Source organism: Pseudomonas sp. 29, assembly GCF_002754355.1.
Taxonomy (GTDB): Bacteria; Pseudomonadota; Gammaproteobacteria; order Pseudomonadales; family Pseudomonadaceae; genus Aquipseudomonas; species Aquipseudomonas neuropathica.
Genome location: NZ_PEEY01000001.1, coordinates 5,082,967 through 5,108,641, shown reverse-complemented (window position 1 = coordinate 5,108,641; position 25,675 = coordinate 5,082,967). Strand labels below are relative to the sequence as shown.

21 protein-coding genes, 1 tRNA gene and 1 pseudogene are annotated in these 25,675 nt (G+C 59.4%); 11 read left to right on the top strand and 12 right to left on the bottom strand.

Going from position 1 to position 25,675, the window contains the following annotated elements:
• Positions 1-55: 55 nt before the first annotated feature.
• Positions 56-1,537 carry a glutamate--tRNA ligase gene (gene gltX / locus CLU80_RS23580; protein ID WP_099758525.1) on the bottom strand — a complete coding sequence of 494 codons (1,482 nt, stop codon included), beginning with the start codon at positions 1,535-1,537 and terminating at the stop codon, positions 56-58.
• 228 nt (positions 1,538-1,765) lie between these two features.
• On the opposite strand from gltX, the gene CLU80_RS23575 reads away from it, so the two are divergent.
• Positions 1,766-2,815: an HlyD family secretion protein gene (locus CLU80_RS23575; protein WP_093432053.1), complete on the top strand. Its 1,050-nt coding sequence runs from the start codon at positions 1,766-1,768 to the stop codon at positions 2,813-2,815.
• Complete coding sequence (locus CLU80_RS23570) at positions 2,805-4,355, top strand: MDR family MFS transporter (protein WP_099758524.1); 1,551 nt, start codon at positions 2,805-2,807, stop codon at positions 4,353-4,355. Before CLU80_RS23575 ends, CLU80_RS23570 begins: the two co-directional genes overlap by 11 nt.
• 116 nt (positions 4,356-4,471) lie before the next feature.
• Here the strand turns inward: CLU80_RS23570 and uvrB are convergent, their stop codons facing one another.
• Positions 4,472-6,487: an excinuclease ABC subunit UvrB gene (uvrB, locus tag CLU80_RS23565; protein WP_007913411.1), complete on the bottom strand. Its 2,016-nt coding sequence runs from the start codon at positions 6,485-6,487 to the stop codon at positions 4,472-4,474.
• Between the two features lie 337 nt (positions 6,488-6,824).
• Here uvrB and CLU80_RS23560 point away from each other — a divergent pair, with 337 nt between their 5' ends.
• Positions 6,825-8,021 carry an amino acid aminotransferase gene (locus CLU80_RS23560; RefSeq protein WP_099758523.1) on the top strand — a complete coding sequence of 399 codons (1,197 nt, stop codon included), beginning with the start codon at positions 6,825-6,827 and terminating at the stop codon, positions 8,019-8,021.
• A gap of 225 nt (positions 8,022-8,246) precedes the next feature.
• Positions 8,247-8,447 carry a hypothetical protein gene (locus tag CLU80_RS23550; protein WP_095047664.1) on the top strand — a complete coding sequence of 67 codons (201 nt, stop codon included), beginning with the start codon at positions 8,247-8,249 and terminating at the stop codon, positions 8,445-8,447.
• On the opposite strand, the gene CLU80_RS23545 is transcribed toward CLU80_RS23550, so the two are convergent.
• Entirely contained in the window at positions 8,444-8,674 is a 231-nt protein-coding gene (locus CLU80_RS23545; protein ID WP_093432041.1) for a hypothetical protein, read from the bottom strand. The two genes, CLU80_RS23550 and CLU80_RS23545, sit on opposite strands and share 4 nt — an antisense overlap.
• Before the next feature lie 220 nt (positions 8,675-8,894).
• Here CLU80_RS23545 and CLU80_RS23540 point away from each other — a divergent pair.
• Positions 8,895-8,970, top strand: a tRNA-Asn gene (locus CLU80_RS23540).
• 136 nt (positions 8,971-9,106) lie between these two features.
• On the opposite strand, the gene CLU80_RS23535 is transcribed toward CLU80_RS23540, so the two are convergent.
• On the bottom strand, positions 9,107-10,069 hold the full coding sequence (locus tag CLU80_RS23535; protein ID WP_502694641.1) for an ABC transporter substrate-binding protein: 963 nt from the start codon (positions 10,067-10,069) through the stop codon (positions 9,107-9,109).
• A 92-nt stretch (positions 10,070-10,161) separates the two neighbouring features.
• The gene (locus CLU80_RS23530; RefSeq protein ID WP_099758522.1) at positions 10,162-10,974 is read right to left on the bottom strand and encodes a phytanoyl-CoA dioxygenase family protein; all 813 of its coding nucleotides are present in this window, start codon (positions 10,972-10,974) and stop codon (positions 10,162-10,164) included.
• Between the two features lie 109 nt (positions 10,975-11,083).
• Here CLU80_RS23530 and CLU80_RS23525 point away from each other — a divergent pair, with 109 nt between their 5' ends.
• A complete protein-coding gene (locus tag CLU80_RS23525) occupies positions 11,084-11,998 on the top strand; it encodes a LysR family transcriptional regulator (RefSeq protein WP_099758521.1) in 915 nt (304 codons plus the stop codon).
• An 88-nt stretch (positions 11,999-12,086) separates the two neighbouring features.
• Here the strand turns inward: CLU80_RS23525 and CLU80_RS23520 are convergent, their stop codons facing one another.
• A complete protein-coding gene (locus CLU80_RS23520; protein ID WP_077571909.1) occupies positions 12,087-13,610 on the bottom strand; it encodes a nucleobase:cation symporter-2 family protein in 1,524 nt (507 codons plus the stop codon).
• A 255-nt stretch (positions 13,611-13,865) separates the two neighbouring features.
• Between CLU80_RS23520 and CLU80_RS23515 the strand changes: the two genes are divergently transcribed.
• Both CLU80_RS23515 and CLU80_RS23510 read left to right on the top strand, forming a co-directional pair.
• Positions 13,866-14,150: a BrnT family toxin gene (locus CLU80_RS23515; RefSeq protein ID WP_099758520.1), complete on the top strand. Its 285-nt coding sequence runs from the start codon at positions 13,866-13,868 to the stop codon at positions 14,148-14,150.
• A gap of 3 nt (positions 14,151-14,153) precedes the next feature.
• Entirely contained in the window at positions 14,154-14,480 is a 327-nt protein-coding gene (locus CLU80_RS23510; protein ID WP_099758519.1) for a BrnA antitoxin family protein, read from the top strand.
• On the opposite strand, the gene CLU80_RS23505 is transcribed toward CLU80_RS23510, so the two are convergent.
• Together CLU80_RS23505 and xth are read right to left on the bottom strand one after the other, a co-directional pair.
• Positions 14,477-15,310: an arylamine N-acetyltransferase family protein gene (locus CLU80_RS23505; protein WP_099758518.1), complete on the bottom strand. Its 834-nt coding sequence runs from the start codon at positions 15,308-15,310 to the stop codon at positions 14,477-14,479. The genes CLU80_RS23510 and CLU80_RS23505 overlap by 4 nt on opposite strands.
• Before the next feature lie 101 nt (positions 15,311-15,411).
• Positions 15,412-16,206 (bottom strand): exodeoxyribonuclease III, encoded by a 795-nt coding sequence (xth, locus tag CLU80_RS23500; protein ID WP_093432029.1) that lies wholly within the window; start codon positions 16,204-16,206, stop codon positions 15,412-15,414.
• Positions 16,207-16,335: 129 nt separating this feature from the next.
• Here xth and CLU80_RS23495 point away from each other — a divergent pair, with 129 nt between their 5' ends.
• Entirely contained in the window at positions 16,336-16,911 is a 576-nt protein-coding gene (locus tag CLU80_RS23495; RefSeq protein WP_099758517.1) for a GNAT family N-acetyltransferase, read from the top strand.
• 4 nt (positions 16,912-16,915) lie between these two features.
• On the opposite strand, the gene CLU80_RS23490 is transcribed toward CLU80_RS23495, so the two are convergent.
• From CLU80_RS23490 to CLU80_RS23480, 3 genes are all read right to left on the bottom strand, one after another.
• Positions 16,916-18,358 (bottom strand): mechanosensitive ion channel family protein, encoded by a 1,443-nt coding sequence (locus CLU80_RS23490; protein ID WP_093432023.1) that lies wholly within the window; start codon positions 18,356-18,358, stop codon positions 16,916-16,918.
• Between the two features lie 218 nt (positions 18,359-18,576).
• On the bottom strand, positions 18,577-19,203 hold the full coding sequence (gene ycaC, locus CLU80_RS23485; RefSeq protein WP_099758516.1) for an isochorismate family cysteine hydrolase YcaC: 627 nt from the start codon (positions 19,201-19,203) through the stop codon (positions 18,577-18,579).
• 317 nt (positions 19,204-19,520) lie between these two features.
• Positions 19,521-20,387, bottom strand: coding sequence for a pirin family protein (locus tag CLU80_RS23480; protein ID WP_099758515.1), 867 nt, complete (start codon positions 20,385-20,387; stop codon positions 19,521-19,523).
• 105 nt (positions 20,388-20,492) lie between these two features.
• On the opposite strand from CLU80_RS23480, the gene CLU80_RS23475 reads away from it, so the two are divergent.
• Entirely contained in the window at positions 20,493-21,398 is a 906-nt protein-coding gene (locus CLU80_RS23475) for a LysR substrate-binding domain-containing protein (protein WP_099758514.1), read from the top strand.
• Between the two features lie 228 nt (positions 21,399-21,626).
• Positions 21,627-22,430 carry a 2,5-didehydrogluconate reductase DkgB gene (gene dkgB / locus CLU80_RS23470; RefSeq protein ID WP_099758513.1) on the top strand — a complete coding sequence of 268 codons (804 nt, stop codon included), beginning with the start codon at positions 21,627-21,629 and terminating at the stop codon, positions 22,428-22,430.
• Positions 22,431-22,441: 11 nt separating this feature from the next.
• Here the strand turns inward: dkgB and CLU80_RS23465 are convergent.
• Positions 22,442-25,666: pseudogene (locus tag CLU80_RS23465) on the bottom strand (transporter substrate-binding domain-containing protein).
• Between the last annotated feature and the right edge of the window lie 9 nt (positions 25,667-25,675).

Sequence of the window (25,675 nt, the reverse complement as noted above, 5' to 3'; positions counted from 1 at the left end):
AGGCACGATCAAAAGATCGCAGCCTTCGGCAGCTCCTGCACAAAGCCGCAAGCGCTTAGGCGATAGCGCCGAGCAGCTTTTCCCACTCTTTGTTTTCTTTCTTCGACACGCCACCCAGCAGGTCAATCGCCTGCCGCAGACGATAACGGGTCAGATCCGGGCCAAGGATTTCCATGGCATCGAGCACCGAGACGGAACTCGCCTGCCCGGTGATCGCGGCAAACATCAATGGCATCGCATCACGCAGTTTCAACTCCAGCGATTCGACCACTGCCTGAATCGTCGCGGTGATGTTGTCCTTCTCCCACTGACGCAGGCTTTCCAGCTTCCACAGGATCAACTGCATCAACTGCCGAACCTGATCGCCCGAGAGCTTCTTCGATTCGAACAGCTTGGCATCCGGGTTAACGCCACCGGCGAAGAAGAACCCGCCCAGCGGTGCAACCTGGCTGAAGGTTTCAACGCGGCCCTGCACCAGCGGGGCGATCTTCATCATGTATTCCGGGTTCAACGCCCAGGTCTGCAAACGGCTGGCGAACTCTTCCACCGGCAGATCACGCAGCCACTGGCCGTTGAGCCACGACAGCTTCTCGATGTCGAAGATCGGCCCGCCCAGCGAGACACGCTTGAGGTCGAAGTTGTCGACCATTTCCTGCAGCGAGAACTTCTCGCGCTCGTCCGGCATCGACCAGCCCATGCGGCCGAGATAGTTGAGCATCGCTTCCGGCATGAAGCCCATGCGCTCGTAGAATGTCACCGAGGTAGGGTTCTTGCGCTTGGACAGCTTGCTCTTGTCCGGGTTACGCAGCAGCGGCATGTAGCACAGCTCTGGCTGTTCCCAGCCGAAGTACTCGTAAAGCAGAATCAGTTTCGGTGCCGATGGCAGCCACTCTTCGCCGCGCAGCACGTGGGTGATGCCCATCAGGTGGTCGTCGACGACATTGGCGAGGAAGTACGTCGGCAGGCCGTCGGTCTTCATCAGCACTTGCATGTCCATGCGATCCCACGGGATCTCGACGTCGCCACGGAGCATGTCCGGCACCACGCAAACGCCTTCGCTCGGCACTTTCATGCGGATCACGTGCGGCTCGCCAGCGGCCAGACGGGCGGCGACTTCTTCTTTCGACAGCAGCAGCGCGCGGCCGTCATAACGTGGTGTTTCGCCGCGAGCCATTTGCTCGGCGCGCATCTGATCCAGCTCTTCAGCGGTGCAGAAGCACGGAAACGCGTGGCCCATGTCGACCAGTTGCTGGCAGTACTTTTGATAGATGTCGCCGCGCTCACTCTGGCGATACGGGCCGTGCGGGCCGCCGACGTCCGGGCCTTCGCTCCAGTCGATACCCAACCAGCGCAGGGCGTCGAAGATCTGCTGTTCGGACTCGCGGGTCGAACGCAACTGGTCAGTGTCTTCGATGCGCAGGATGAACTCACCGCCATGCTGCTTGGCAAAGCAGTAGTTGAACAATGCGATGTAAGCGGTACCTACGTGGGGGTCCCCGGTAGGCGATGGCGCGATGCGAGTGCGGACGGTGGTCATGGCATGTCTCGAAAAGAATGAAAAGCAAAACAATCAAGCGGCGAATGGTAACAGGCGACACCCGCCCCGCTCCAGCGGGCAGGGCATTTAAGCCAAGTTTGCGTCTGGAACGCCCGTAAGCCGTGGTGAATGGGCAAATATCAGCGGATGGCATTTACCGTTTATCGGCTGTATGCCAGATTCGCCTGCTGATAACTTTCCTTACAATTCATCGACTACAGTTTGCCCATGCCTGCCCAACTCAAGCGTCGCCTGTTGATTTTCCTGCTGCTCGTCCTGCTGATTGCCGGGGGCTTTTTCGCCCATTGGTTTTTCAAGGGGCGTTTTTATGAAAGCACCGACAACGCCTATGTCCAGGGCGAAATCACCCGTGTGTCGAGCCAGTTGAGCGCGCGCATCGATGAAGTGCTGGTGCAGGACAATCAACACGTGGAAAAAGGCCAGTTGCTGGTGCGCCTCGAACCGAATGATTTCCGTCTGGCCATCGATCGCGCCAATGCCGCCCTTGCCACCCGCGAAGCCGAGCGCCTGCAAGCGCAAAGCAAATTGACTCAGCAAGCCAGTCTGATTGCTTCCAGCGACGCACAAGTGGCAACCACCCAAGCAACGTTGGGCCGCTCGCAAATGGATTTGTCGCGTGCTGAAACCCTGCGCAAACCCGGTTACGTTTCCGAAGAACGCGTGACCACCCTCTCCGCTGACGCTCATATCGCCCGTTCGCAGGTGGCAAAGGCGCAGGCCGATGCGCAAGGTCAGCGTCAGCAGGTCAACGCCCTGAACGCAGAAATCAAACGCCTCGACGCGCAGATCGCCAACGCCCGCGCCGATCTCGCGCAAGCCGAACTCAACCTGACCCGCAGTGAAATCCACGCGCCAATCAGTGGTCTGGTCGGCCAGCGCGCCGCCCGTAACGGCCAAGTGGTGCAGGCTGGCGCTTACCTGCTGTCGATCGTCCCGGACGAAGACATCTGGGTGCAGGCCAACTTCAAGGAAACCCAGATCGGCCACATGCAGCCCGGGCAAAAAGCCGAGCTGACCTTCGATGCCTACAGCGACACGCCAATCGAAGCGCGGGTCGACAGCCTGTTCGCCGCCTCCGGCGCGCAATTCAGCCTGCTGCCGCCGGACAACGCCACCGGCAACTTCACCAAAGTCGTGCAGCGAATTCCGGTAAAACTGACCTTCAAGGCCGACAACCCGTTGCACGGCAAGATCCGTCCGGGCATGTCGGTGACCGCCACCGTGAACATCAAAGACGCCCCGGACAATGGCCGGTGATGCGCTGATCCGCCCGGTCGGCGAACCGACCCGGCGCGATTGGATTGCGGTGATGAGCGTGATGCTCGGCGCGTTTATGGCCGTGCTCGACATTCAGATCACCAACTCTTCTCTGAAGGATATTCAGGGCGCCTTATCGGCGACGCTGGAAGAAGGCTCATGGATTTCCACCTCGTATCTGGTCGCGGAAATCATCATGATTCCGCTGACCGCGTGGCTGGTGCAGTTGCTGTCGGCGCGACGTCTGGCGGTGTGGGTGTCGCTGGGGTTTCTGGTTTCATCGCTGCTGTGCTCGATGGCCTGGAGCCTGGAGAGCATGATCGTCTTCCGCGCCATGCAGGGTTTTACCGGCGGCGCGCTGATCCCGCTGGCGTTCACCCTGACCTTGATCAAACTCCCCGAACACCACCGCGCCAAAGGCATGGCGATGTTTGCCATGACCGCGACCTTCGCCCCATCCATCGGCCCGACGCTGGGCGGCTGGCTCACGGAAAACTGGGGTTGGGAATACATCTTCTACATCAACATTCCGCCGGGCCTGATCATGATTGCCGGCCTGATGTACGGGCTGGAGAAGAAAGAAGCGCACTGGGAACTGCTGAAAAGCACCGACTACACCGGCATTCTCACGCTGGGGATTGGCCTCGGTTGTCTGCAGGTATTCCTTGAAGAAGGCCATCGCAAGGATTGGCTGGAGTCGAGCCTGATCGTGACCCTGGGCAGCATTGCCCTGCTCAGCCTGATTACCTTTGTGATCGTGCAGATTTCCAAACCGAATCCGCTGATCAATCTGGGCATCCTGCGTAATCGCAATTTCGGTCTGTCGAGTATTTCCAGTCTGGGCATGGGTGTCGGGTTGTACGGTTCAATCTATCTGTTGCCGCTGTATCTGGCGCAGATCCAGAACTACAACGCCCTGCAGATCGGCGAAGTGATCATGTGGATGGGCGTGCCGCAGCTGTTCCTGATTCCGCTGGTGCCGAAGTTGATGAAGTTTGTCTCGCCGAAATGGCTGTGCACGATTGGTTTTGGCTTGTTTGGTTTGGCGAGTTTTTCATCAGGGGTGCTCAACCCGGATTTCGCCGGGCCGCAGTTCAATCAGATCCAGATCATTCGCGCGCTGGGTCAGCCGTTGATCATGGTGACCATTTCGCTGATCGCCACGGCGTACATCCTGCCGCAAGACGCGGGGTCGGCGTCGAGTCTGTTCAATATTCTGCGTAACCTCGGCGGTGCGATCGGGATTGCTTTGTTGGCGACGCTTCTGGATGCGCGCACCAAGACTTACTTCGATTATTTGCGCGAGGCGGTGGTGCCGACCAATCCGCAGGTGGCCGAGCGGTTGGCGTCGATGACTGATCGGTTTGGCAGTGATACGGCGGCGTTGGGCAAGCTGAGCGAGATCGTCCATCAGCAGGCGGCGATCATGGCTTACAACGATGCGTTTCACTTTGTCGGGATTGCGCTGGGGATCAGCATGTTGGCGATTTTGTTGACCAAGAAATTGCCAGAGGGGCTGAAGGCTGGGGAGTCTCATTAAGACCGCGTCGCCCCATTCGCGAGCAAGCTCGCTCCCACAGGGGATTTGTGAACGACACAACTCCAATGTGGGAGCGAGCTTGCTCGCGAAGAGGCCCGACTAAACACTGCAAATTTTCAGACCGCCAAAAGCCGCTCACGCAGTTTGGCAATCTCGTCGCGCATCTGCGCCGCCGCTTCAAATTCCAGATCCCGCGCCAGCTGATACATCTTCTCTTCCAGCGCACGAATGCGCTTGGTGATCTCGCTCGGCGAACGCAGTTCGGCTTCGTACTTGGCGTTTTCTTCGGCGGCCTTGGCCATGCCTTTGCGCTTCTTGCTGCGCGAACCCGGCACGGTGGCGCCTTCCATGATGTCGGCGACATCCTTGATCACCCCGCGCGGGGTGATGCCGTTTTCCAGGTTGAACGCTATCTGCTTGTCGCGACGCCGCTCGGTCTCGCCAATCGCCCGCTCCATCGAACCGGTCATGCGATCGGCATAGAGAATCGCCCGACCATTGAGGTTACGTGCGGCGCGACCAATGGTCTGAATCAGCGAACGCTCGGAACGCAGGAAGCCTTCCTTGTCGGCATCAAGAATCGCCACCAGCGACACTTCCGGCATGTCCAGACCTTCACGCAGCAAGTTGATCCCGACCAGCACATCAAAGGTCCCGAGGCGCAGGTCGCGAATGATCTCCACGCGCTCAACGGTGTCGATGTCCGAGTGCAGATAACGCACACGTACGCCGTGATCAGCGAGGTAATCGGTAAGGTCTTCGGCCATGCGTTTGGTCAGCGTGGTGACCAGCACCCGCTCCTCGACCGCCACGCGCTTGCTGATTTCCGAGAGCAGATCGTCGACCTGAGTCAGCGCCGGACGCACTTCAACCTGCGGGTCGACCAGGCCAGTCGGCCGCACCACTTGCTCAACCACCCGCCCGGCGTGCTCGGCTTCGTAGTTGCCCGGCGTCGCCGAGACGAAAATGGTCTGCGGGCTGACCCCTTCCCACTCGTCAAAACGCATCGGTCGGTTATCCAGCGCCGATGGCAAACGGAAGCCGTATTCAACGAGGGTTTCCTTACGCGAACGGTCGCCCTTATACATCGCGCCGACCTGCGGCACGCTGACGTGGGATTCGTCGATCACCAGCAAGGCATCGGCCGGCAGGTAATCGTAGAGCGTTGGCGGCGCGGCACCGGCCGGGCGACCGGACAGGTAGCGCGAGTAGTTTTCGATGCCGTTGCAATAACCCAACTCGAGGATCATCTCCAGGTCGAAACGGGTGCGCTGTTCAAGACGCTGGGCTTCGACCAGTTTGTTGTTGCTGCGCAGGTATTCGAGGCGTTCCTGCAATTCGACCTTGATGTGTTCGATGGCGTCGAGCAGGGTTTCCCGTGGCGTTACATAGTGGCTCTTCGGGTAAAAGGTGAAGCGCGGCATCTTGCGGATGACTTCGCCGGTCAACGGGTCGAACGCGGAAATGCTTTCGACCTCGTCATCGAACAGCTCGATGCGGATCGCTTCCAGATCGGATTCCGCCGGGTAGATGTCGATCACATCGCCGCGTACACGGAAAGTCGCGCGGGCAAAGTCCATATCGTTGCGGGTGTATTGCAGGTCGGCCAAGCGCCGCAGCAGTGCGCGCTGATCGAGTTTGTCGCCGCGATCGACGTGCAGCACCATCTTCAAATAGGTTTCCGGGCTACCCAGACCGTAGATGCACGACACCGTGGTGACGATGATCGCGTCTTTACGCTCCAGCAACGCTTTGGTTGCGGACAGGCGCATCTGCTCGATGTGGTCGTTGATCGACGCATCCTTCTCGATGAAGGTGTCGGACGACGGCACATAGGCTTCGGGCTGGTAGTAGTCGTAGTAGGAAACGAAATACTCGACGGCATTATTCGGGAAGAACGCCTTGAACTCACCGTACAGCTGCGCAGCAAGGGTCTTGTTCGGCGCCAGCACCAGGGTCGGGCGCTGAATCTGCGAGATGACATTGGCGATGCTGAAGGTCTTGCCCGAGCCGGTCACACCGAGCAGCGTCTGGTGCGCCAGCCCGGCCTCGATGCCCTCCACCAATTGGCGGATGGCTTCTGGTTGATCGCCGGCGGGCTCGAAGCGGGTGACGAGCTGGAATTCGGACATATACACCTCTGGGATCGCGGCATTCCGAGCAAAGCGGTACACCACGGGGACGACCGCAAACGACCGGTGTCGCGCAAGAAAAAACCTGGATTGTGCTCAATGTGGTGGCGATTGCCTCACCTTTCAAGGCAAACGTCCTACATCCGGTAAAGACTCTGACACGTGCAGTCGACTAACGGTCAAGAAATAATCGGAAAAACTTACCCTAAAAGCCGAATCGCCTGTCGCCATTGTTCCGTAATGGCCTCTATACTAGCTCCCCGTTTGTGCACCGCTCTAGTGCAACCGGCTGGAGCGCGACACGTCCCTCCATTCTCCATTCAGAGCCGCCGCAATAATGAGCCTGTTCTCCGCTGTCGAAATGGCACCCCGCGATCCAATCCTGGGCCTCAACGAAGCATTCAACGCCGATACCCGGACCACCAAGGTCAACCTGGGCGTGGGTGTTTACTGCAACGAAGAGGGGCGAATTCCACTTCTGCGCGCCGTGATCGAAGCCGAAACCGTTCGCGCCGCTCAACACGCTTCGCGCGGTTACCTGCCGATCGATGGTATCGCCGCCTACGACCAGGCCGTGCAAAAGCTGCTGTTCGGCAACGACTCGCCGCTGATCAGCGCCGGTCGCGTCATCACCACTCAGGCCGTCGGCGGGACCGGCGCACTGAAGATCGGTGCCGACTTCCTCAAGCAACTGCTGCCGAACGCCGTTGTGGCGATCAGTGACCCAAGCTGGGAAAACCACCGTGCCCTGTTCGAAACCGCCGGTTTCCCGGTGCAGAACTACCGTTACTACGACGCAGCCAGCCACGATGTGAATCGTGCCGGCATGCTCGACGACCTCAACGCCCTGCCGAACGGCTCGGTCGTTGTCCTGCACGCCTGCTGCCACAACCCGACCGGCGTCGACCTGACCCCGGCGGACTGGAACAATGTGCTGGAAGTGGTTAAAACCAAAGGTCACGTGCCGTTCCTCGACATGGCCTATCAAGGTTTTGGCGACGGCATCGACGAAGACGCCGCAGCTGTGCGCCTGTTCGCTGAGTCCGGTCTGACTTTCTTCGTTTCGAGCTCGTTCTCCAAATCGTTCTCGCTGTACGGCGAGCGCGTTGGTGCGCTGTCGATCATCAGCGAATCGAAAGAAGAAAGCGCGCGCGTGCTGTCGCAGGTCAAGCGTGTGATCCGCACCAACTACTCCAACCCGCCGACCCACGGCGCAAGCATCGTTGCAGCTGTATTGAACAGCCCGGAACTGCGTGCACAATGGGAAGCCGAGCTGGCCGAGATGCGTCTGCGCATTCGCGGCATGCGCGAGCAGATGGTTGCCCTGCTGGCAGAGAAAGCCCCGGGCCGCGACTTCAGCTTCGTCGGTCGTCAGCGCGGCATGTTCTCCTACTCGGGCCTGACCACTGAACAAGTGCATCGCCTGCGCAACGAATTCGGCATCTACGCCCTGGACACCGGCCGCATCTGCGTGGCTGCGCTGAACCAGAACAACATCAAGGCGGTAACGGATGCGATTGTTCAGGTCATCTGATTTCGCACTGTGATGAAAAACGGGAAGCCTTGGGGCTTCCCGTTTTTATTTGCCTGATGAACAGCGCCCATAACCTCTAGACTGCACACAAATCCAAAATGTAGGAGTGAGCCTGCTCGCGATAGCGTCGGATCAGTTGACGCTTCATTGCCTGACACACCGATATCGCGAGCAGGCTCACTCCTACAGGGTTTCTGTACATCCGAGAATTTTGTGAGATCAGATATGAAAAACGACAACCTGCGCGCCGACCGTGACGATCTGGATGATTTCATCCCCCGCGCATCGGCAAAACGCGAAAAGAGCCTGGTGCTGCAAGTCGCCGCCGGGGTGTTCCTGGGTGGCCTGGTCCTGTGGCTGGTGCAACTGGCCGCCACCGCGGCTTACGCCAAACTGATGATGGGCACCATCACCTTCGGCAGTTAAGCCAGTTCGATCGCACGCTGACTCGCGGCGTCGTCATAAACGACGTACAGCGATTCGGCGATCTGACTCTTGATCGCCTTGGTGCTTTCAAGACCCAGGACGAAGCCTTCGGCCTTGCCACCGGCGCGGTTCAATTCCTCAGCGGTACTGGCCTGGGTGATTGCATCGAAGAGTTTTTCGGCGTGAGGGCCAACGCCCTTGGGCAGGCTGATTTGCGCGATGCTCATGCGAACACCTCGCTGTTGCGGGATAAATGGTTCATGACGCAGACCTTTTTCGGCGAATGGCCGGCAGCGCGTGTGACCACTTCCGGGCGCCCATGGTAGACCTCTGCTGCAGTTCTGGTAACCGCCAATCGCTGACAAGTCACCGTTCGTCCCGAGGATTCAGCAAATTTTACAACCTGCGCTTGACTTCTCTTTTTGAATCAGTAACATACGCACCAATTCCGCAATAGCTCAGTTGGTAGAGCAAATGACTGTTAATCATTGGGTCCCTGGTTCGAGTCCAGGTTGTGGAGCCAAACACGGTTGAGAGAAGTTTTTTTGAAAACTTCACTTCCCGAAAAACCCGCCTTATGGCGGGTTTTTTCGTTTCTGGCATTCCAGTTTCCCTCCTGAAGACCGGCCGAAAAAAGGGCATCCCTGCGCCCTGACGCGTTACAGCGCCGCGTCGATTTTCTTTGCCACCGCTTCACTGACCCAGTTGTGCCAGATTTCCGGATGTTCCTTGAAGAAAATCTTCGCCAGCTTCGGCGAGTCAATGTGCTCCTTAGTCATGCGCGCCAGATTCTGGTTCAGCAAATCGATTGGCAGATTGACTTTTTCCAGCACCGCCACCAGTTCGGGTGCCTGCTCATGGAACGCACTGGACAACCCCACCTGGATGCTGATCTTTTTATCGACGCCCGGCTTCTCCTGCAATTTGACCAGGTCGACCTGGCCCATGAGCGGTGTCGGTGACCAGTAGTAGAAGAGAATCGGCTCGCCACGTTTGTAGCTCGACAGCACCGCAGCATCCAGCGCCGGACCGGTGCCAGGGCGGAAGTTGGTGTAGCTGGCTTCGAGACCGTAACTTTTCAGCATGTCGCTGTTTTCCAGCTCGCAGGTCCAGCCGGCCGGGCAGTTGTAAAAGCGGCCCTTGCCGGGTTCTTCCGGATCCTTGAACAGGCTGGCGTACTTCGGCAGATCGGCGATGTTTTTCAAATCTGGCGCCTTGGCCTTGATATTGCGTTTCGCATCGCCCTCGACGACGTAACGCGGCACATACCAGCCTTCGGTTGCGCCAACGATCGGCGCGCCGACGCCGACCACCTTGCCGCTGTCCGCCGCTTTGTTCCAGACCTCACTGCGGCCGACCCATTCTTCAGCCAGCACTTGAATGTCGTTGCTGCCCAGCGCGCTTTCCATGGTGATGGAATTGCCCGGCAGCGTGTCGATGGCACAGCCGTAACCATCCTTGAGCAACACCTGCAAGACATCGGTGAGCAGCATCCCGCTTTCCCAATTGAGCCCGGCAAACTTGACCGGCTTGCCCGACTCACACCAACCGGCTGCCTGGCTCTCGGCACCCACGGCCAACAGAACGAGGGAAATCAGGGTGGCGGTAAGTTTTTTTTTGATTTTCACAATCGCACGCTCCAACACATTGGACAGGGTTATGGCAGTGCAAGCGTTCGCCACAGCAGTGGCGAACGAAGGGTGAACAGTGAAGCTCAAGCTCCTGGATGTATCGTCGGGAACCAATCTTCGCGCAGTCTCTGACCGGTCTGCATCGCATGCCCTGGATACGGTGGCGAGGTCCGTCCTGGACGCTCGAAATAACGGATATCGTCGCCGAGCCAGCGCAGCGACAATACCCGGCGACGCTGCGCCGACGCATTGCCCCTGGCGCCATGCACCGTGCGAAAATCGAACAGCACTGCATCGCCAGGTTGCATTTCCCATTCAAGCACTTGCATGCCCTCCTCCGAATCCGGATCGGGCGCCTCGCGATAGCCGTCAGCGTCTTTGTAAAAATCGCTTTGATCGGCCCAGTGCACGGGCTTTATGCCTTTCTCCCACCGATGGGAGCCGGCGAGCAGCCGCAACGTCGACTCTCGCACCGGGTCCACGGGTATCCAGAAACTGACGTTCTGACTGCCCTCGACAAAGTAGTAGGGAATGTCCTGATGCCAGGGTGTGGCTTTCTGCGCACCCGGCTCCTTGACCAGCACGTGGTCATGAAAGAACTGTGCCGACTTCGAGCGCATGACGGCGGCGGCCACGGACGCTGCCGGCGATTCCTGCACCATCGCGCGAAACTCCGGAATCCGCTGCCAGTTGCAATAGTCATCGAAAAAACCGCCCGGCTGGTCGTCCTTCTCGACATACCGGCTGGCGTAAACGCCCGGCTCGGCGAGGTTGCGCTCGATACCGGCGGCAATGGTCTCGATCCAGTCGCTGAAGACTCCGCGCAGGCAAACCGCACCATCGCGCTGGAAAGCTTCGATGTCTTTTTCATTGATGGTGAACGAACTGCGTGTCATGACCTGAAACTCCCTCAAGCAAGAAATAAAGGTGGCCGCAAAACGACTATTTCATGACACTCAACCAAGTTAAAATAATATGTATTGATTTATCACCGAAGAAAATCTTATGAAGTTCAGCTTGCGTCAACTGCGCTATGCACTCGCTGCGGCCAAACACGGCAACCTCACCCTGGCAGCCGAAGAACTGCATGTTTCGCAACCCTCGATCTCCACAGCCATTACCGAACTCGAACAACTTTTCGACCAGCCTCTGTTTGTGCGCCAACGCGGGCTTGGCGTCGCCCTGACACCCTTTGGCCGCACGGTAATGGCGCAGGCCAAACGCGTGCTGGCCGAGGCTCGCACCTTTGCCGACATCGGCACTGATATCAGCGACTTTTCCGGTGAACTGGTTCTGGGCTGTTACGCAGACCTGGCGCCGTATTGCCTGCCGCAGATTCTCAGGCGCGTCCAGCAGGATCATCCTCAGGTCACAGTCGATATGCGCGAGGGCGGGTTCGACTATCTCGGCAAGCGTCTCGCCGAAGGCTCGCTGGAACTGGCGCTGACTTACGACCTGGGACTGCCGGCCCACATGGAATGCACTGAGCTGCGGCAACTGACGGCCCACACGCTGCTGGCGGCTGATCATCCACTGGCCAGCAAAAGCCGCGTCAGCCTGCAGGCCCTGAGCGAATGCAATCTGGTAGTGACGGACCAGATCCACAGCTCGCAGCACGTGCTGGACCTGTTCAACGTCTACGGACTCTCGCCCGCCAGCGTCCAGCGCACCCACAGCTTCGAGTTCCAGCGCAGTCTGGTGGCCAACGGATTTGGCGTAGCGCTGACTTACACCCGACCCTTTGGCGACCACAGCTACGATGGTCAGCCGCTGGTCTGCCTGCCCATCCTTGAACAACTGCCTGCGCAGCGCATCGTCCTGGCATATGACCAGCGCTACCCGCTGACTCCGCCCGCCGAGGCGTTCAAGCAGCACGCGATGGCCTGGTTCAAAGAACGGCCGCCATTCGCTTCAAGTTGATACCGAAGGCTGCGATTTTTTGACCTTCAAACAAAAAAGGGCCGATCTGCGCTTAACAGATCGGCCCTTTTTTATTTAGTTACAGCGGTCAGACATGCTCGCTGCTTTTCACCTGCACCTTCGGCGCGCCATGCCCATGATCGTGATCATCCGGCTCGATCACCGGCACCTCCTTACCATCGCAGTCATGCAGCTTGCCGTCGCTGAAGTAATCGCCTTCACGCAGCGCCGCCAGATCGCGGTAACGCAGAGTGCGCTCCTCCGCTGCGGCAAATACCGACTGTTGATCCGAGTTACCGGCGGTGAAGTGGTTGAACGCCAGGTTGAGCAGGATCGCCATGATCGCCGACGAGCTGATGCCCGAGTGGAAAATGGTCGCGAACCAGCTCGGGAAATGATCGTAGAAGTTCGGCGCAGCAATCGGGATCATGCCGAAACCGATCGAGGTAGCGACGATGATCAGGTTGACGTTGTTGCGGTAATCAACCTTCGACAGTGTACGAATACCACTCGCCGCCACGGTACCGAACAGCACGATTCCGGCGCCGCCAAGCACCGAAGTCGGCACCGCGGCGATAACCCGGCCCATGAACGGCAGCAGGCCAAGGATCACCAGGAAGATACCGCCCGTAGCCACCACGTAACGGCTCTTGATCCCGGTGACCGCCACCAGCCCTACGTTCTGGGCGAAAGCGCTCTGGGTGAACGAACCGAAAATCGGCGCAAACATGCTCGACAGCATGTCTGCCCGCAGGCCATTGCCAAGGCGTTTGGAATCGACCTTGGTGCCGATGATTTCACCGACCGCCAGAATGTCCGCCGAAGTCTCTACCAGAGTCACCATGACCACGATGCACATCGACAGAATCGCGGCGAAGTGGAAGGTCGGCATTCCGAAATGGAACGGCGTCGGGAAGCCGAACATCGGCCCGGTGGTGACGTTGGAGAAATCCGCCATGCCAAGGAACACCGCCAGCACCGTGCCGATCACCATGGCCAACAGAATCGACAGACGCGAGATGGTCGAGCTGCCGACCTTGCTCAGCAGCAGCACCAATACCAGCGTGACCGCCGCCAGACCGATGTTCTGCATGCTGCCGAAGTCCGGCGCGTGACTGTTGCCGCCCATGGCCCAGCGTGCGGCCACCGGCATCAGCGTCAGGCCGATGGTGGTGATCACGATACCGGTGACCAATGGCGGGAAGAACTTGGTGATACGCGAGAACACCGGCGTGATCAGCAGCCCGATCAAGGAGGCGGCAATCACTGCGCCAAGCACCGACTGGAAGCCGCCCTCCCCGCCACTGCTGACGATCGCGACCATGGTCGCCACACCCGAAAACGACACGCCCTGCACCAGCGGCAACTGACAGCCAAAAAACGGTAGACCCAGGGTTTGCAGCAGCGTCGCCAGCCCCCCCGCAAACAATGAAGCAGCAATCAACAAACCTATGTCTGCCGGCGATAGGCCGGCCGCCTGGCCGATGATCAGTGGCACCGCAACGATACCGCCGTACATGGTCAGAACATGTTGCAGGCCGTAAGCCATATTCGCGCCGACCCCGAGATTTTCGTCCTCGGGCCGTTGGTGTGAAACATGGGGCGTTTTCATGGTGGGGGGGTTCCCTGGTTTTTGTTATGCGCACACTGTATTCAATACTCGTGACAAATGTCCATAGAGTTGTATACAACTTATCAGTCACATAATGGATAGGTAGCCACCCAAGCTTCTAGCCCGCTGCTCCCATCCCCCACAAATCCGGCAACACTTCCTCTCCGGTGCCCTCGCCTGCCGCCACTACGCTGAAGTGTTCACGGCGACCGACGGTGCGGTCGCGCTCTTTTTTATACATATAAAGTATGCATAATGAAGTCAATTGAAATTCAGTACGACAAAAGCAAGAACGCAGCCAACAAACTCAAGCACAAGGGCGTCAGCCTCGCCGAGACCGAACTGGTCTTTCACGACGAACGAGCACTGACGATCGAGGACAACGACCATGACGAACAGCGCTGGATCACTATTGGCGCCAACGGCAAAGGGCGCTTGTTGGTCGTTGCTTACAGTTACCGGGATGCAAATGTCGTTCGAATCATTTCTGCGCGTGTCGCCACACCCAGCGAACGTAGCGCTTATTTTCTGGAGGCTTGATCGATGCAAGACGAATATGACTTTTCTCAGGGCAAACGTGGCGCAGTGGCGTCAAACAAAGGCAAAACCCGTATCACCATCATGCTCGACGACGCCGTCATTGAGGCGGCGCGTGTGGTCGCGGAGAACGAGGGGTTCGGTTATCAGACGGTGATCAACAACACCCTGCGTCATGCGCTGCTGGATGCCGCTGCAAAACCGGAGCCAGTCGAATCGAGCGGGCAATTCAAGAAGGGCATCACCGCCGCCGATCTCAAGAGCCTGGAGAAAAAGCTGTCGGCAGCGGTTGGGGAAATCCGTCGAGTGCTGGAGCCCGACGTCAAACCCTAGGCGGAGACCGGCGTGATTATCCGCGCCAAAGACTGCCGCACGTGAGGTACATCAGCCAGGTGCAGATCAAACTCGCGCGCCAGCAATTCAATCAACTCACCGACGTCCGCCACCTCGCGCCGCTCACTGCTGACGCCCATGCGATGCATCGCGAAACTGCCATTGTTCAGGGTCTTGCGCCAGCCATCCCCGGTGCGCGCCACCATCAGGCGCTGTGCAAACGGTGACTCAGGGTGAGTCGAGACATACCAGTTGCCAATGGTGTAATCGATGTCTTCCTGGCGTTGCAGATCGAACAGGTACATCGGCCGCCATTCACCCGCCACATTGGCACGTAGCATGTAGCCGTCGGCCTGTTTTTCAATGCGATAAGGTTCGTGAGGGGTCGCTTGCTCGGTCTCGGTATCGAGCAGCAGCGGCGCGGTCGGCACCATGCCGCCGAAGCCGACATCTGTGATGTAGCGCACGTCGTCGATGGTCACCAGACTCAAACGGTGTGTGCGCGCTGTCCAGCTGCCTTCGGGCTGATTCATTACCACGCGCCCGCTGATGGCCCGAGCGTCGAAGCCCAGTTCCAGCAACAGGGCAAAGAACAGGTTATTGAGCTCGTAGCAGTAACCACCGCGTCCACCGAGCAGGACTTTCTCTTCAATGGATGGCAGATCGATCAATACCGCCGCGCCGGTAATCGTCGCCAGATTCTCGAAAGGGAACACGCCGGTATGGCGCAGTTGCAGCAGGCGCAGGGTCGCCACTGTCGGTTCCGGTGGCGTTTCAAAACCCAGACGTTGCAGGTACAGCTTCAGATTCGTCAGGCGTGGCTCACTCATTGCTCGATCCTTATGCATGGGGCCGCAGGTCATTGCGTTGATGGTCGCCATGTATACGGGATCAGGCACTGCTTTCGACAATTGATTTCGCCAATCGCCCGCTAGCGTTTCTTGCGGGAACCGATGCGAATCCATGTCGGCGCATGGTCACTGGCGTGCGGTTCGTTGCGCACCCAGGCGTCGACCCCGGCCTCATGTAGATACGGACTCAGCGCCGGGTTGAGCAATAGATGATCGATGCGCAGACCAGAGTTGGTTTGCCAATGCTGCCGAAAGTAATCCCAAAACGTATAGAGACGATCCTCGGGATACAGATGCCGCAGCGAATCGGTCCAGCCCTGATCGAGCAAGCGCTGATAACACTCGCGGCTCTCGGGTTGCAGCAGCGCATCCTTGAGCCACGAGCGGGTGTTGTAGATGTCCATGTCGGTGGGCACGACGTTGTAGTCGCCGGCCAGCACCACCGGGTGATCGCTGCTTTGCAGGTCTTTTGCATAGCTGATCAGCCGTTCGAACCATGCTAGTTTGTAATCGAATTTCGGCCCCGGCTGCGGGTTGCCGTTGGGCAGGTACAGGCAGCCGACCAGCACCCCATGCACCGCCGCTTCCAGATAACGACTGTGCTTGTCATCGGGATCACCCGGCAGACCGCGCCGGCTCTCCAGCGGCTGCGCATCGCGGGCGAGAATTGCTACACCGTTCCAGGAGGCCTGGCCCTGCCAGATCGCGCCGTAACCGGCGGCTTCCAGTTCAGCGACGGGGAATGCAGTGTCGACGGATTTGAGTTCTTGCAGGCAGGCGATATCCGGCTGCTCGCGCTTGAGCCAATCCAGCAGGTTCGGCAAACGCGCGCGTAAGCCGTTGACGTTGTAAGTGGCGATTCGCAGGTTTTTCATCGGCTGAGGCTCCTGCCCAAGGGCTGTAAAAATTGTGACCCCGTGATCATCGTGCCGGTTGCATCGGATCAGTCTCGTGCGGCGTAATGGGCGCTCGCCATTCGCCCGCACTGCCGAGACCGGAATCCCATGCAAACCACGCTGCAAGGTCAGCGCATTCTCTTGCGCCCGCTTCAGTATTCAGATGCCGACGCCCTGCTCCACGCTGCCGCTGACGGCGAATTGTGGAACCTCACCGTCACCGTGGTGCCTTCGCCCAGCACTGTCGACAGTTATCTGAAAAAAGCCCTCGATGGCCGTGATGCCGGCACGGTAATGCCGTTTGTCATTGTGCTCAAAGACACTGGCGAAGTGCTCGGCTCAACGCGTTTCTGGAAGATCGACCCGCTCAATCGCAAGCTGGAAATCGGCAGCAGCTGGATCGCCGCGAGCTGGCAGAAATCCTTCGTCAACACCGAAGCCAAATACCTGATGCTGCGTCACGCCTTCGAAGTGCTCGACTGCGTGCGCGTGCAGTTCACCACTGACGAGAACAACCAGAAGTCGCGCAACGCGATCCTGCGGCTTGGCGCGCAGCAGGAAGGCATCGTCCGGCATGAGCGGATCATGCCGGACGGGCGCAAGCGCAACTCGGTGCGCTTCAGCATCATCGACGACGAGTGGCCGCAGGTGCGCTTGCATCTGGAGCAGAAACTCGCTATTTGACCCTTCAGGCGCGATTACGCAGCCACTGCAAAAAGCCTCTTTTGGGTACAACCGCCGGCGCTTCCTCGGTCAGGGATTGCGCCTTGTGCAGGCGGAAATCGAGCAGCGTCTGCATCGCGTCGTGGATGTCATGACGCGCATCGAGGCACGGCTTGAGGTAGGACTTCTCGATGCGATACAACGCGCAGAAGGTCTTCGCCGAAAAGTCCGCCGGCAATGCGGAATCGGACAAGATCCCTGCCTCGCCAATCACCTCGCCCGGTCCCATGCGCCCGGACTCGAACGGTGTGCCGTGGCGCTTCAACGTCACCGACACCACACCGGACTCGATAATGAACAAATGATCGCTGACCTCCCCACCCGCCAGAATGACTTCGCCGGCACGGAAGGTTTGCAGGCTCATGTTCTGGCTGAAGGTGTCCTTCTCTTCCTGGCGCAGGGTGGAGAAAATCGGCGAGCTGTCGAGCAACGCCCGGGGCCGCGACAGGTTGGTCGGCGCAGCACTTTCATCGCTCGACAGCAGATTGACCCCGGAGGCCTGCAAGTGCCGATAGGCCAGATCGAACAACTGATTGCGCACCACGCGCTTCTCGCCCATCGAGGCGACGAAACCGCTGATCTCGTATTCCGCGCCACTGCTGCCGGAGCTTTTCAGTGCGACGCTCGGCGCAGGTGTGTCGAGCAACTGGCGACAGCCCTGCATCGCCCGCTCCAGTGCATCGATCACCGAACTGGGCCGCGCATGCGGGCTGACTTGCACGCTGACCGCGACGCCGAACATATTGCTCGGCCGACTGAAGTTGATGATCTTGGCCTTGGCCGCCAGCGAGTTGGGGATCACCGCCATGCTGCCCTGACTGGTTTGCAAGCGCGTGGCGCGCCAGTCGATATCGGTGACGCGGCCTTCGGTGCCGTCGATGGAAATCCAGTCATCGAGTTGATAAGGCTTGGTGGTGTTGAGGACGATCCCGGAAAACACATCGCTGAGCGTGCTCTGCAAGGCCAGACCGACAATGATCGCCAACGCCCCGGAGGTCGCCAACACGCCTTTGACCGGCAGATCCAGCACATAGGCCAGCGCCGCGATAATCGCGATGAGGAAAATCACCGCGCCGAGCAAGTCCTGCAACAACCGCCCGGTGTGGCCGACCCGCTGCATCATTACCGCACCGATCAACACCGTCAGGGTGCGCGCACCGAACAGCCACCAGCCAATCTGCAGGCCAGTCGCCGCCAGGTGCAGCGGCACGTTGTCGGCCCACGGCGCCGGCTCCATCGGATTGAGGCCTTCGTTGAACAGCAGCACGCTGAACAGGCTGAAAATCAGCACCCGCACCAGCAGTTTCCACTCGCTGCCATGGGAACTGATCAGACGCCATAAACCCAGATCGAGGAGGATCAGGATCAACGCGCAGAACAACGGATGTTCGGTGAGCAGAGACAGCATCAAACAACTCCGACAGGGGCCAATCGCGAGAAGATCGCACAGATTGAGCAAGTGTAGGAGCAATTGATTTCAGAGGATGAACACGCCCGCAAAAACACCACAAAACCCATGTAGGAGTGAGCCTGCTCGCGATGGCAGGGTATCAGTCAAAGAGACTTCGACTGACACTCCGCCATCGCGAGCAGGCTCACTCCTACATTTATTGCATAGGACTTGAGTTATGTACCGTTAGTCAGGGTGCTGTAGCTGGTCATCAGGTTGCGGTAGTCCGGGATGTGGTTGGAGAACAGCGTGCCCAGCCCTTCAATATCGTTGCGCCAGTCGCGGTGCAGTTCGCAGGCCAGCCCGAACCAGGTCATCAATTGCGCGCCAGCACTGGACATGCGGTTCCACGCCGATTCACGGGTCAGTTCGTTGAACGTGCCGGAGGCGTCCGTCACCACGAACACATCGAAGCCCTCTTCCAGCGCCGACAGCGCCGGGAACGCCACGCAAACCTCAGTCACCACACCGGCAATGATCAATTGCTTCTTGCCAGTGGCCTTGATCGCCTTGACGAAATCTTCGTTGTCCCAGGCGTTGATCTGGCCCGGACGGGCGATATACGGCGCGTCCGGGAACAGTGCTTTCAGCTCCGGCACCAGCGGGCCGTTGGGGCCGGTTTCAAAACTGGTGGTGAGGATCGTCGGCAACTTGAAGTACTTGGCCAGATCGGCCAGCGCCAGCACGTTATTCTTGAATTTGTCCGGTTCAATGTCGCGCACCAGCGACAGCAACCCGGCCTGATGGTCAACCAGCAGCACCGCAGCGTTGTTCTTGTCCAGACGTTTGTATTGAGTGGTCATTGCAGTAATCCTCGCGTGTTGTCGAAGCCGACTTTTGATCGGCGTGGGGGAAACGGTCAGCGCCGGGATTCCAGCGCTTCGTGTTCGTTCGCGACATGTCGAGCCTTGCAGCCCGGAAAGCGTAGCCATGATGACGACCGGCACCACCCAGGCCCGGGACAGACGGGCAACTGTCGGATCAGCGGCCGGTCTGGGTTGATTGCCGGATGCATCGACCACGGCAAGCAACCTCGCAGTTGTCGCTTTTCTGCAGGCAACAGCCATCCCTGGCCTGCGAACCGGCCTACGCGTCCTGTGTAGAGCGCAGTGGTTGTGCGTTAAGCGTGCATCTGGCCGAAGCGGCCGGACTGGAAGTCGGCGAAGGCCTGGTGGATTTCCTGCTCGGTGTTCATCACGAACGGGCCGTGGCCGACGATCGGTTCGTCGATCGGCTCACCGCTGAGCAGCAACACCACCGCGTCCTGGCTGGCTTCGAGTGTCAGCTGATGGCCGTCACGTTCGAACAGCGCCAACTGCCCTTCACGCACCGATTCCACACCGTTGACCTGCACCGAGCCTTTGAGCACCACCAGCGCGGTATTGCGGCCTTCGTGCAGATCCAGCGTCAGCAACTTGCCGGCGTTCAGGCGCAGATCCCACACATCAATCGGTGTGAAAGTCCGCGACGGGCCGGTGTGGCCATCGAATTCGCCGGCGATCAGGCGCAGGCGACCGGCGTTGTCCTTGAGCGCAATGCTCGGGATGTCGCTGTCGAGAATGGTCTGGTAGCCCGGCGCGGCCATTTTGTCCTTGGCCGGCAGGTTGACCCACAACTGGACCATTTCCAGTTTGCCGCCGGTTTTGGCGAAGTTTTCCGAATGGAATTCCTCGTGGAGGATCCCGGAAGCGGCGGTCATCCATTGCACATCGCCCGGGCCGATCACGCCGCCACTACCGGTCGAGTCGCGGTGCTGCACTTCGCCTTCATAAACGATAGTCACGGTTTCGAAACCACGGTGCGGATGCTGACCAACGCCACGGCGCTCGGTGGTCGGGGTGAAATCGGCCGGGCCGGCGTGATCGAGCAGCAGGAACGGGCTGATGTGTTTGCCCAGGTTGTCGTAGGAAAACAGCGTGCGAACCGGGAAGCCATCGCCGACCCAATGGCCGCGCGGGCTGGTGTAGATACCGATGATGTTTTTCATGGTTGTCTCCAATTTGGGTGAGTGACGCGATGGATCAAGCTTAAATCCGTAGCCATTAATGCACTAGACCGCAAAAATCAGCCTTAGCGTTCTATATGGAGAACGATGGTGGAAGACCTCAACACCCTCTACTACTTCACCCAAGTGGTCGAACATCATGGTTTCGCCGCCGGGCGCGCACTGGACATGCCAAAATCGAAACTCAGCCGGCGTATTTCCGAACTGGAAGAACGCCTCGGCGTGCGCCTGCTGCACCGCACCAGCCGCCATTGTTCGTTGACCGAAATCGGTCAGGCCTATTACCAGCGCTGCCTGGCCATGCGCGTCGAAGCCGAAAGCGCGGCCGAGCTGATCGAACGCAACCGCTCCGAACCGCAGGGGCTGGTGCGCCTGAGTTGCCCGACAGCGCTGCTCAACTCGTGGGTCGGGCCGATGCTCACCCGTTACATGCTCAAATACCCGCTGGTGGAATTGTTTATCGAGAGCACCAACCGCCGCGTCGATCTGCTGCACGAAGGCTTCGACATTGCCTTGCGCGTGCGCTTTCCGCCGTTGGAGAACACCGACATGGTCATGAAGGTGCTGGGCAACAGCACGCAGTCAGTGGTCGGCAGCCCGCAGTTTGTCGAACGCCTGTCTTCACCGCCCTCACCTGCCGACCTCAATGGCTTGCCGAGCCTGCACTGGGGCGCGGCGCAGCGCGAATATCAATGGGAGCTGCTCGGGCCGAATGACAACACGGCACTGATTCGCCATACGCCACGCATGGTCACTGATGATTTGATTGCCTTGCGTCAGGCGGTGATTGCCGGCGTTGGCGTGGCGCATTTGCCGAGTGTAGTGGTGCGTGAGGACATTGCGGCCGGCCGTGTGGTGGAGTTGATTCCCGGTTGGGCGCCGAAGTGCGGGTTGGTGCATGCGATTTTCCCTTCGCGGCGCGGGTTATTGCCGTCGGTGCGCACGTTGATTGATTTTCTCGGCGAGGAATTTGCCCACAGTGACATTGCCTGAATCGGTGGTGCGCCCTTCGCGAGCAGGCTCGCTCCCACAAGGATTTTGTGAACACCACAGATCTCCTGTGGGAGCGAGCCTGCTCGCGAAGAGGCCAGCCCGGACAACACAAATCCTGAAAATGATTCATGACTTCTGATCAACAGTGCTTTGTCCCACCAACGGTTTTTCTCAACCATCCGGATGCGGATACTCCTGCCCATTCCCACTGCAACCCTGGAGTTTTTCATGTCTGTTCCCGCTTTCGGTCTGGGTACATTTCGCCTGCAAGGCCAGGTCGTCATTGATTCGGTGAGCACCGCTCTCGAACTCGGCTACCGGGCCATCGACACCGCGCAAATCTACGAAAACGAAGCCGACGTCGGCCATGCCATTGCGGCCAGCGGTGTCCCCCGCGAAGAGCTGTTCATCACCAGCAAGATCTGGGTCGCCAACTTCGCCGAGGATCGCTTGATCGACAGCCTCAAGGAAAGCCTGCAAAAACTGCAGACCGACTACCTCGACCTGACGCTGATTCACTGGCCGTCGCCGGAAAACCAGGTACCGGTCGAAGAGTTCATGGGCGCCCTGCTCGAAGCCAAGCGTCTGGGCCTGACCCGACAGATCGGTGTTTCCAACTTCACCATCGAGCTGATGCAACAGGCGATCGCGGCGGTCGGTGCCGACAACATCGCTACTAATCAGATTGAACTGCACCCGTACCTGCAAAACCGCAAAGTGGTCGAGTTCGCCCAGAGCCAAGCCATCCACATCACTTCGTACATGACCCTCGCCTACGGCGAAGTGCTGCAAGATCCGCTGATCCGGCAGATCGCCCAGCGCCTGCAAGCCACCCCGGCGCAAGTCACCCTGGCCTGGGCCATGCAGTCTGGCTACGCGGTGATTCCGTCGTCGACCAAACGCGCCAACCTGCAAAGCAACCTTGCCGCTACGGCGCTGACACTGAGCGACGCCGATATGGCGCTGATTGCCACGCTTGATCGCAGCCATCGCCTGACCAGCCCGAAAGGCATCGCGCCGCACTGGGACTGAGCCGGCGCCCGTCAGATTTGCAAGCGTTGCGCGAGTCCGGCCATGGCCTCGCGTAACGTCTCGCTCGCCACGTCCAACGGCGCCGCGTGCGTCTCGCGACACGCCTGCTCAAGCGCTACACATGCCGCCACCACCCGCGCCGCGCCGACCATCTGCGCCCCACCCTTGATGTGATGCGCCAGCTCGCGCAGCCCTGCGCGATCCTGCTCCTGCTGCAAAATCTCCAGACGTTGCAGATCGAGGCGCACGCTGTTCAACACTTCCTTGCGCAACTGTTCGATCAAGGCACGATCATCCCCGGCCATTTGCTCCAGCGTGCTCAGGTCGATTTCCGTCAGCGCGGGCACCTCGCCGGGGTCCACCGTCTTCTCGCAATGACTGGCAGCCGTCAACGCCTGCGCCAGGTCGTGCAAGCGGATCGGTTTGAACAGGCATTCGTCCATGCCGGCATTCAGGCAGCGCGTCCTTTCCTCGGCTTGCGCATTGGCGGTAAAGCCGAGGATCAGACAAGGCTTGCGGCCGGCATCCGACTCGGCATCGCGGATGGCCCGCGCCAGTTGGTAACCGTTGCGCCGCGGCATGTTGCAATCGGTGATCACCACATCGAACGCCTGCGCCCGCCACTGCTTCAGGCCTTCATCACCGTTCTCGGTGTCGACGGTGCGATGGCCGAGTTCACTCAACTGCCAGCACAACAGCAATCGGTTCACCGGATGATCGTCCACCACCAGAACACTCAGTGACGACGTTACCGCAAGCGCTGCTTGCGGAGCACTTGGCGCGCGAGCCAGAGCAGCCAACAACGGCAGTTCAAGACTGACTTCGACGCGTGTGCCTTCACCCGGTGCACTGTCAAGCCGCAGCGTACCGCCCATCATTTCACAGAGGTTGCGACTGATGACCAGCCCCAGCCCGGAACCACTGCGGGCTGATTGCGAGTCATGGCTCGCCTGCACGAAAGGGTTGAACAGCCGTCGTCGGTCGTCGGCGTTGATCCCCACCCCGCTGTCTTCAATAAGCACTTTCACGGTCAGGCGCTCCGCCGTCACGGTGGTCACCGTCAGCCGTAGACTGACCTCGCCCTCCTCGGTGAACTTGATCGCGTTGCTCAACAGGTTCGACAGCACTTGTTTGAAGCGCGTCGGATCAATCAACACGTCAACGTTGCTGCGGGCATCAAGTTCGATGTGCCACAACAAACGCTTCTGCCGCGCCAGCCCTTCAAACACCCGACACACCGACACCACCTGCTCACGCAGGTTGGCACGCTCAGGCACGAGGGACAAATGCCCGGTCTCGATCCGCGCGATGTCGAGGATGTCGCCGATCAACGCCAGCAACTGTTGCCCGGCGTTGGATGCCACCTGAATCGCCAAGCGATCGGTCACGCCTTCCTCGGCGCGCTTCAAGGCCAGTTCGAGCATGCCGATCAAGGCGTTCATCGGCGTGCGAATTTCATGGCTCATGGTCGCCAGAAACGTGGTCTTGGCGCGATTGGCATCGTCCGCCGCGTCCTTGGCTTCCTGCAATTGCTGCAGCCATTGCTGGCGCCGGCGAATCTGTTGCCGCTGAAAAACGATCCAGGCCAGCGCAAGCGCCAGCAACACCGCCGCACCGGCAAAACCGAGGAGAATCTCGCGACGATGGCGTAACCAATAACTGTCTTCCACCACCACATCGTGGCTCCAGCGCTCCACCAGTTCGTCCATCTGTGGCGGGGCGATGCTCAACAGCGCCTTGTTCAGGATCGAATGCAATGCCGTCATCTGCGGTGCCGTCGCCAACGCAATGCGCGCCGGTTGATCGCCGATGGTGCCGGTAATGCGCAGACGCTCACGGTAGTGACGTGCGATCAGAAAGCGCGCGACCAGCAATGAACTCACCGTGGCATCGACCTGCCCCTTGGCAATCAACGCCATGCCTTCAGCGGGGCTTTTGACTTCGACCAGACGGATGCGCGGCACGCGGCTCAACAGGTAAGCACGTAACGGATGGCCGCGATAAATCGCCAGCCGTTTATCGGCCAGATCATCGAGGTTGAGCGGTCCCTGCGCGGTGATTGCGCTGACCAGCACAAACGGATTATTCAGGTAGGCGCGAGTAAATTGCAGTTCGGCTTCGCGCTCGCTGCTCGGTGTCACCACCGGCAATACATCCAGTTCACCGGCCTTGAGCTGTTCGATCTGCCGATCCAGCGACGCCCCGCGTACGATCTCGAAGTTCAACCCGCTGCGCTGGCTGATCAGACTCAGCAGTTGCGCCGACAGTCCGCTGAAACGGCCATCGGCATCAAAAAATGTCAGCGGCGCGAAATCTTCGATGGCTCCGACCCGGACAACTGGATGCTGGTCCAGTCATTCCTGCTCATTGGCACTGAGCTGCACCCGCGACTGTTCAGCCATATCGGCGAGGCCGACGCTCCAGCGTAGCTCGATGCGCTGGCGCCGCTCCATGGGGATGGCCGTCAATGCCTTGTCGACGATGCGTTTGAGGCGCCCATCGCTGCGCAACAGCGCGAAGCCGAACGAATTGGCGTCCAGCCCGGCCGGACCGGCCAATTGCAGGTCATTACGATAATTGGTGTTGATCAGGTAGTTGGCACTGATGAAGTCGCCCAGATAAACATCGTCCGCGCCGAAGGCCACCGCACCGAGCGCATCCATCGCCGACGGGTAACGCTGCACACTTGCCCGGGGATAAAACGCCTGCACGCTGGCCAGAGCCAGATAGTCCTCGACCATGGCCAGGCGCTTGCCGGCCAGATCGGTGGGCAATTGTTCATCGAGTCGAGTCACCAGCATCGGCTGATCTTCGGCGTAGGCACGGGACAGGATGAAGGCCGGGTCGGCGGCTTCAAAACTGTTGGAGGTCCCCAGCAGATCGAGATCGCCGCGTTTGAGTGCCGCCATCACGGCATCGCGGTTGGCGAAACGGCGGACTTCGATGCGCACGCCGAGCAACTGCCCCAGCAGGTCGGCGTAATCGGCGGTCAGCCCTTCGAGTTCCTGTTGATTACGGGTGATCTCGAACGGCGGGTAATCCGGCCCGGAAATGCCCATGCGCAACACCGGGTGCTGACGCAGCCATTGCCGGTCCTGTTCATCCAGGCGCAGCTGGACATTTTCCAGTCCGGTACGGGTCAGCACTTGCAGCACCTGCGGCGTATCGCTTGCCCAACAGGTGGTCATCAGCGTCAGCCACAGCCACAGCCAGACAATCCGGCGCCCCTGCCTCATGTCTGTCCG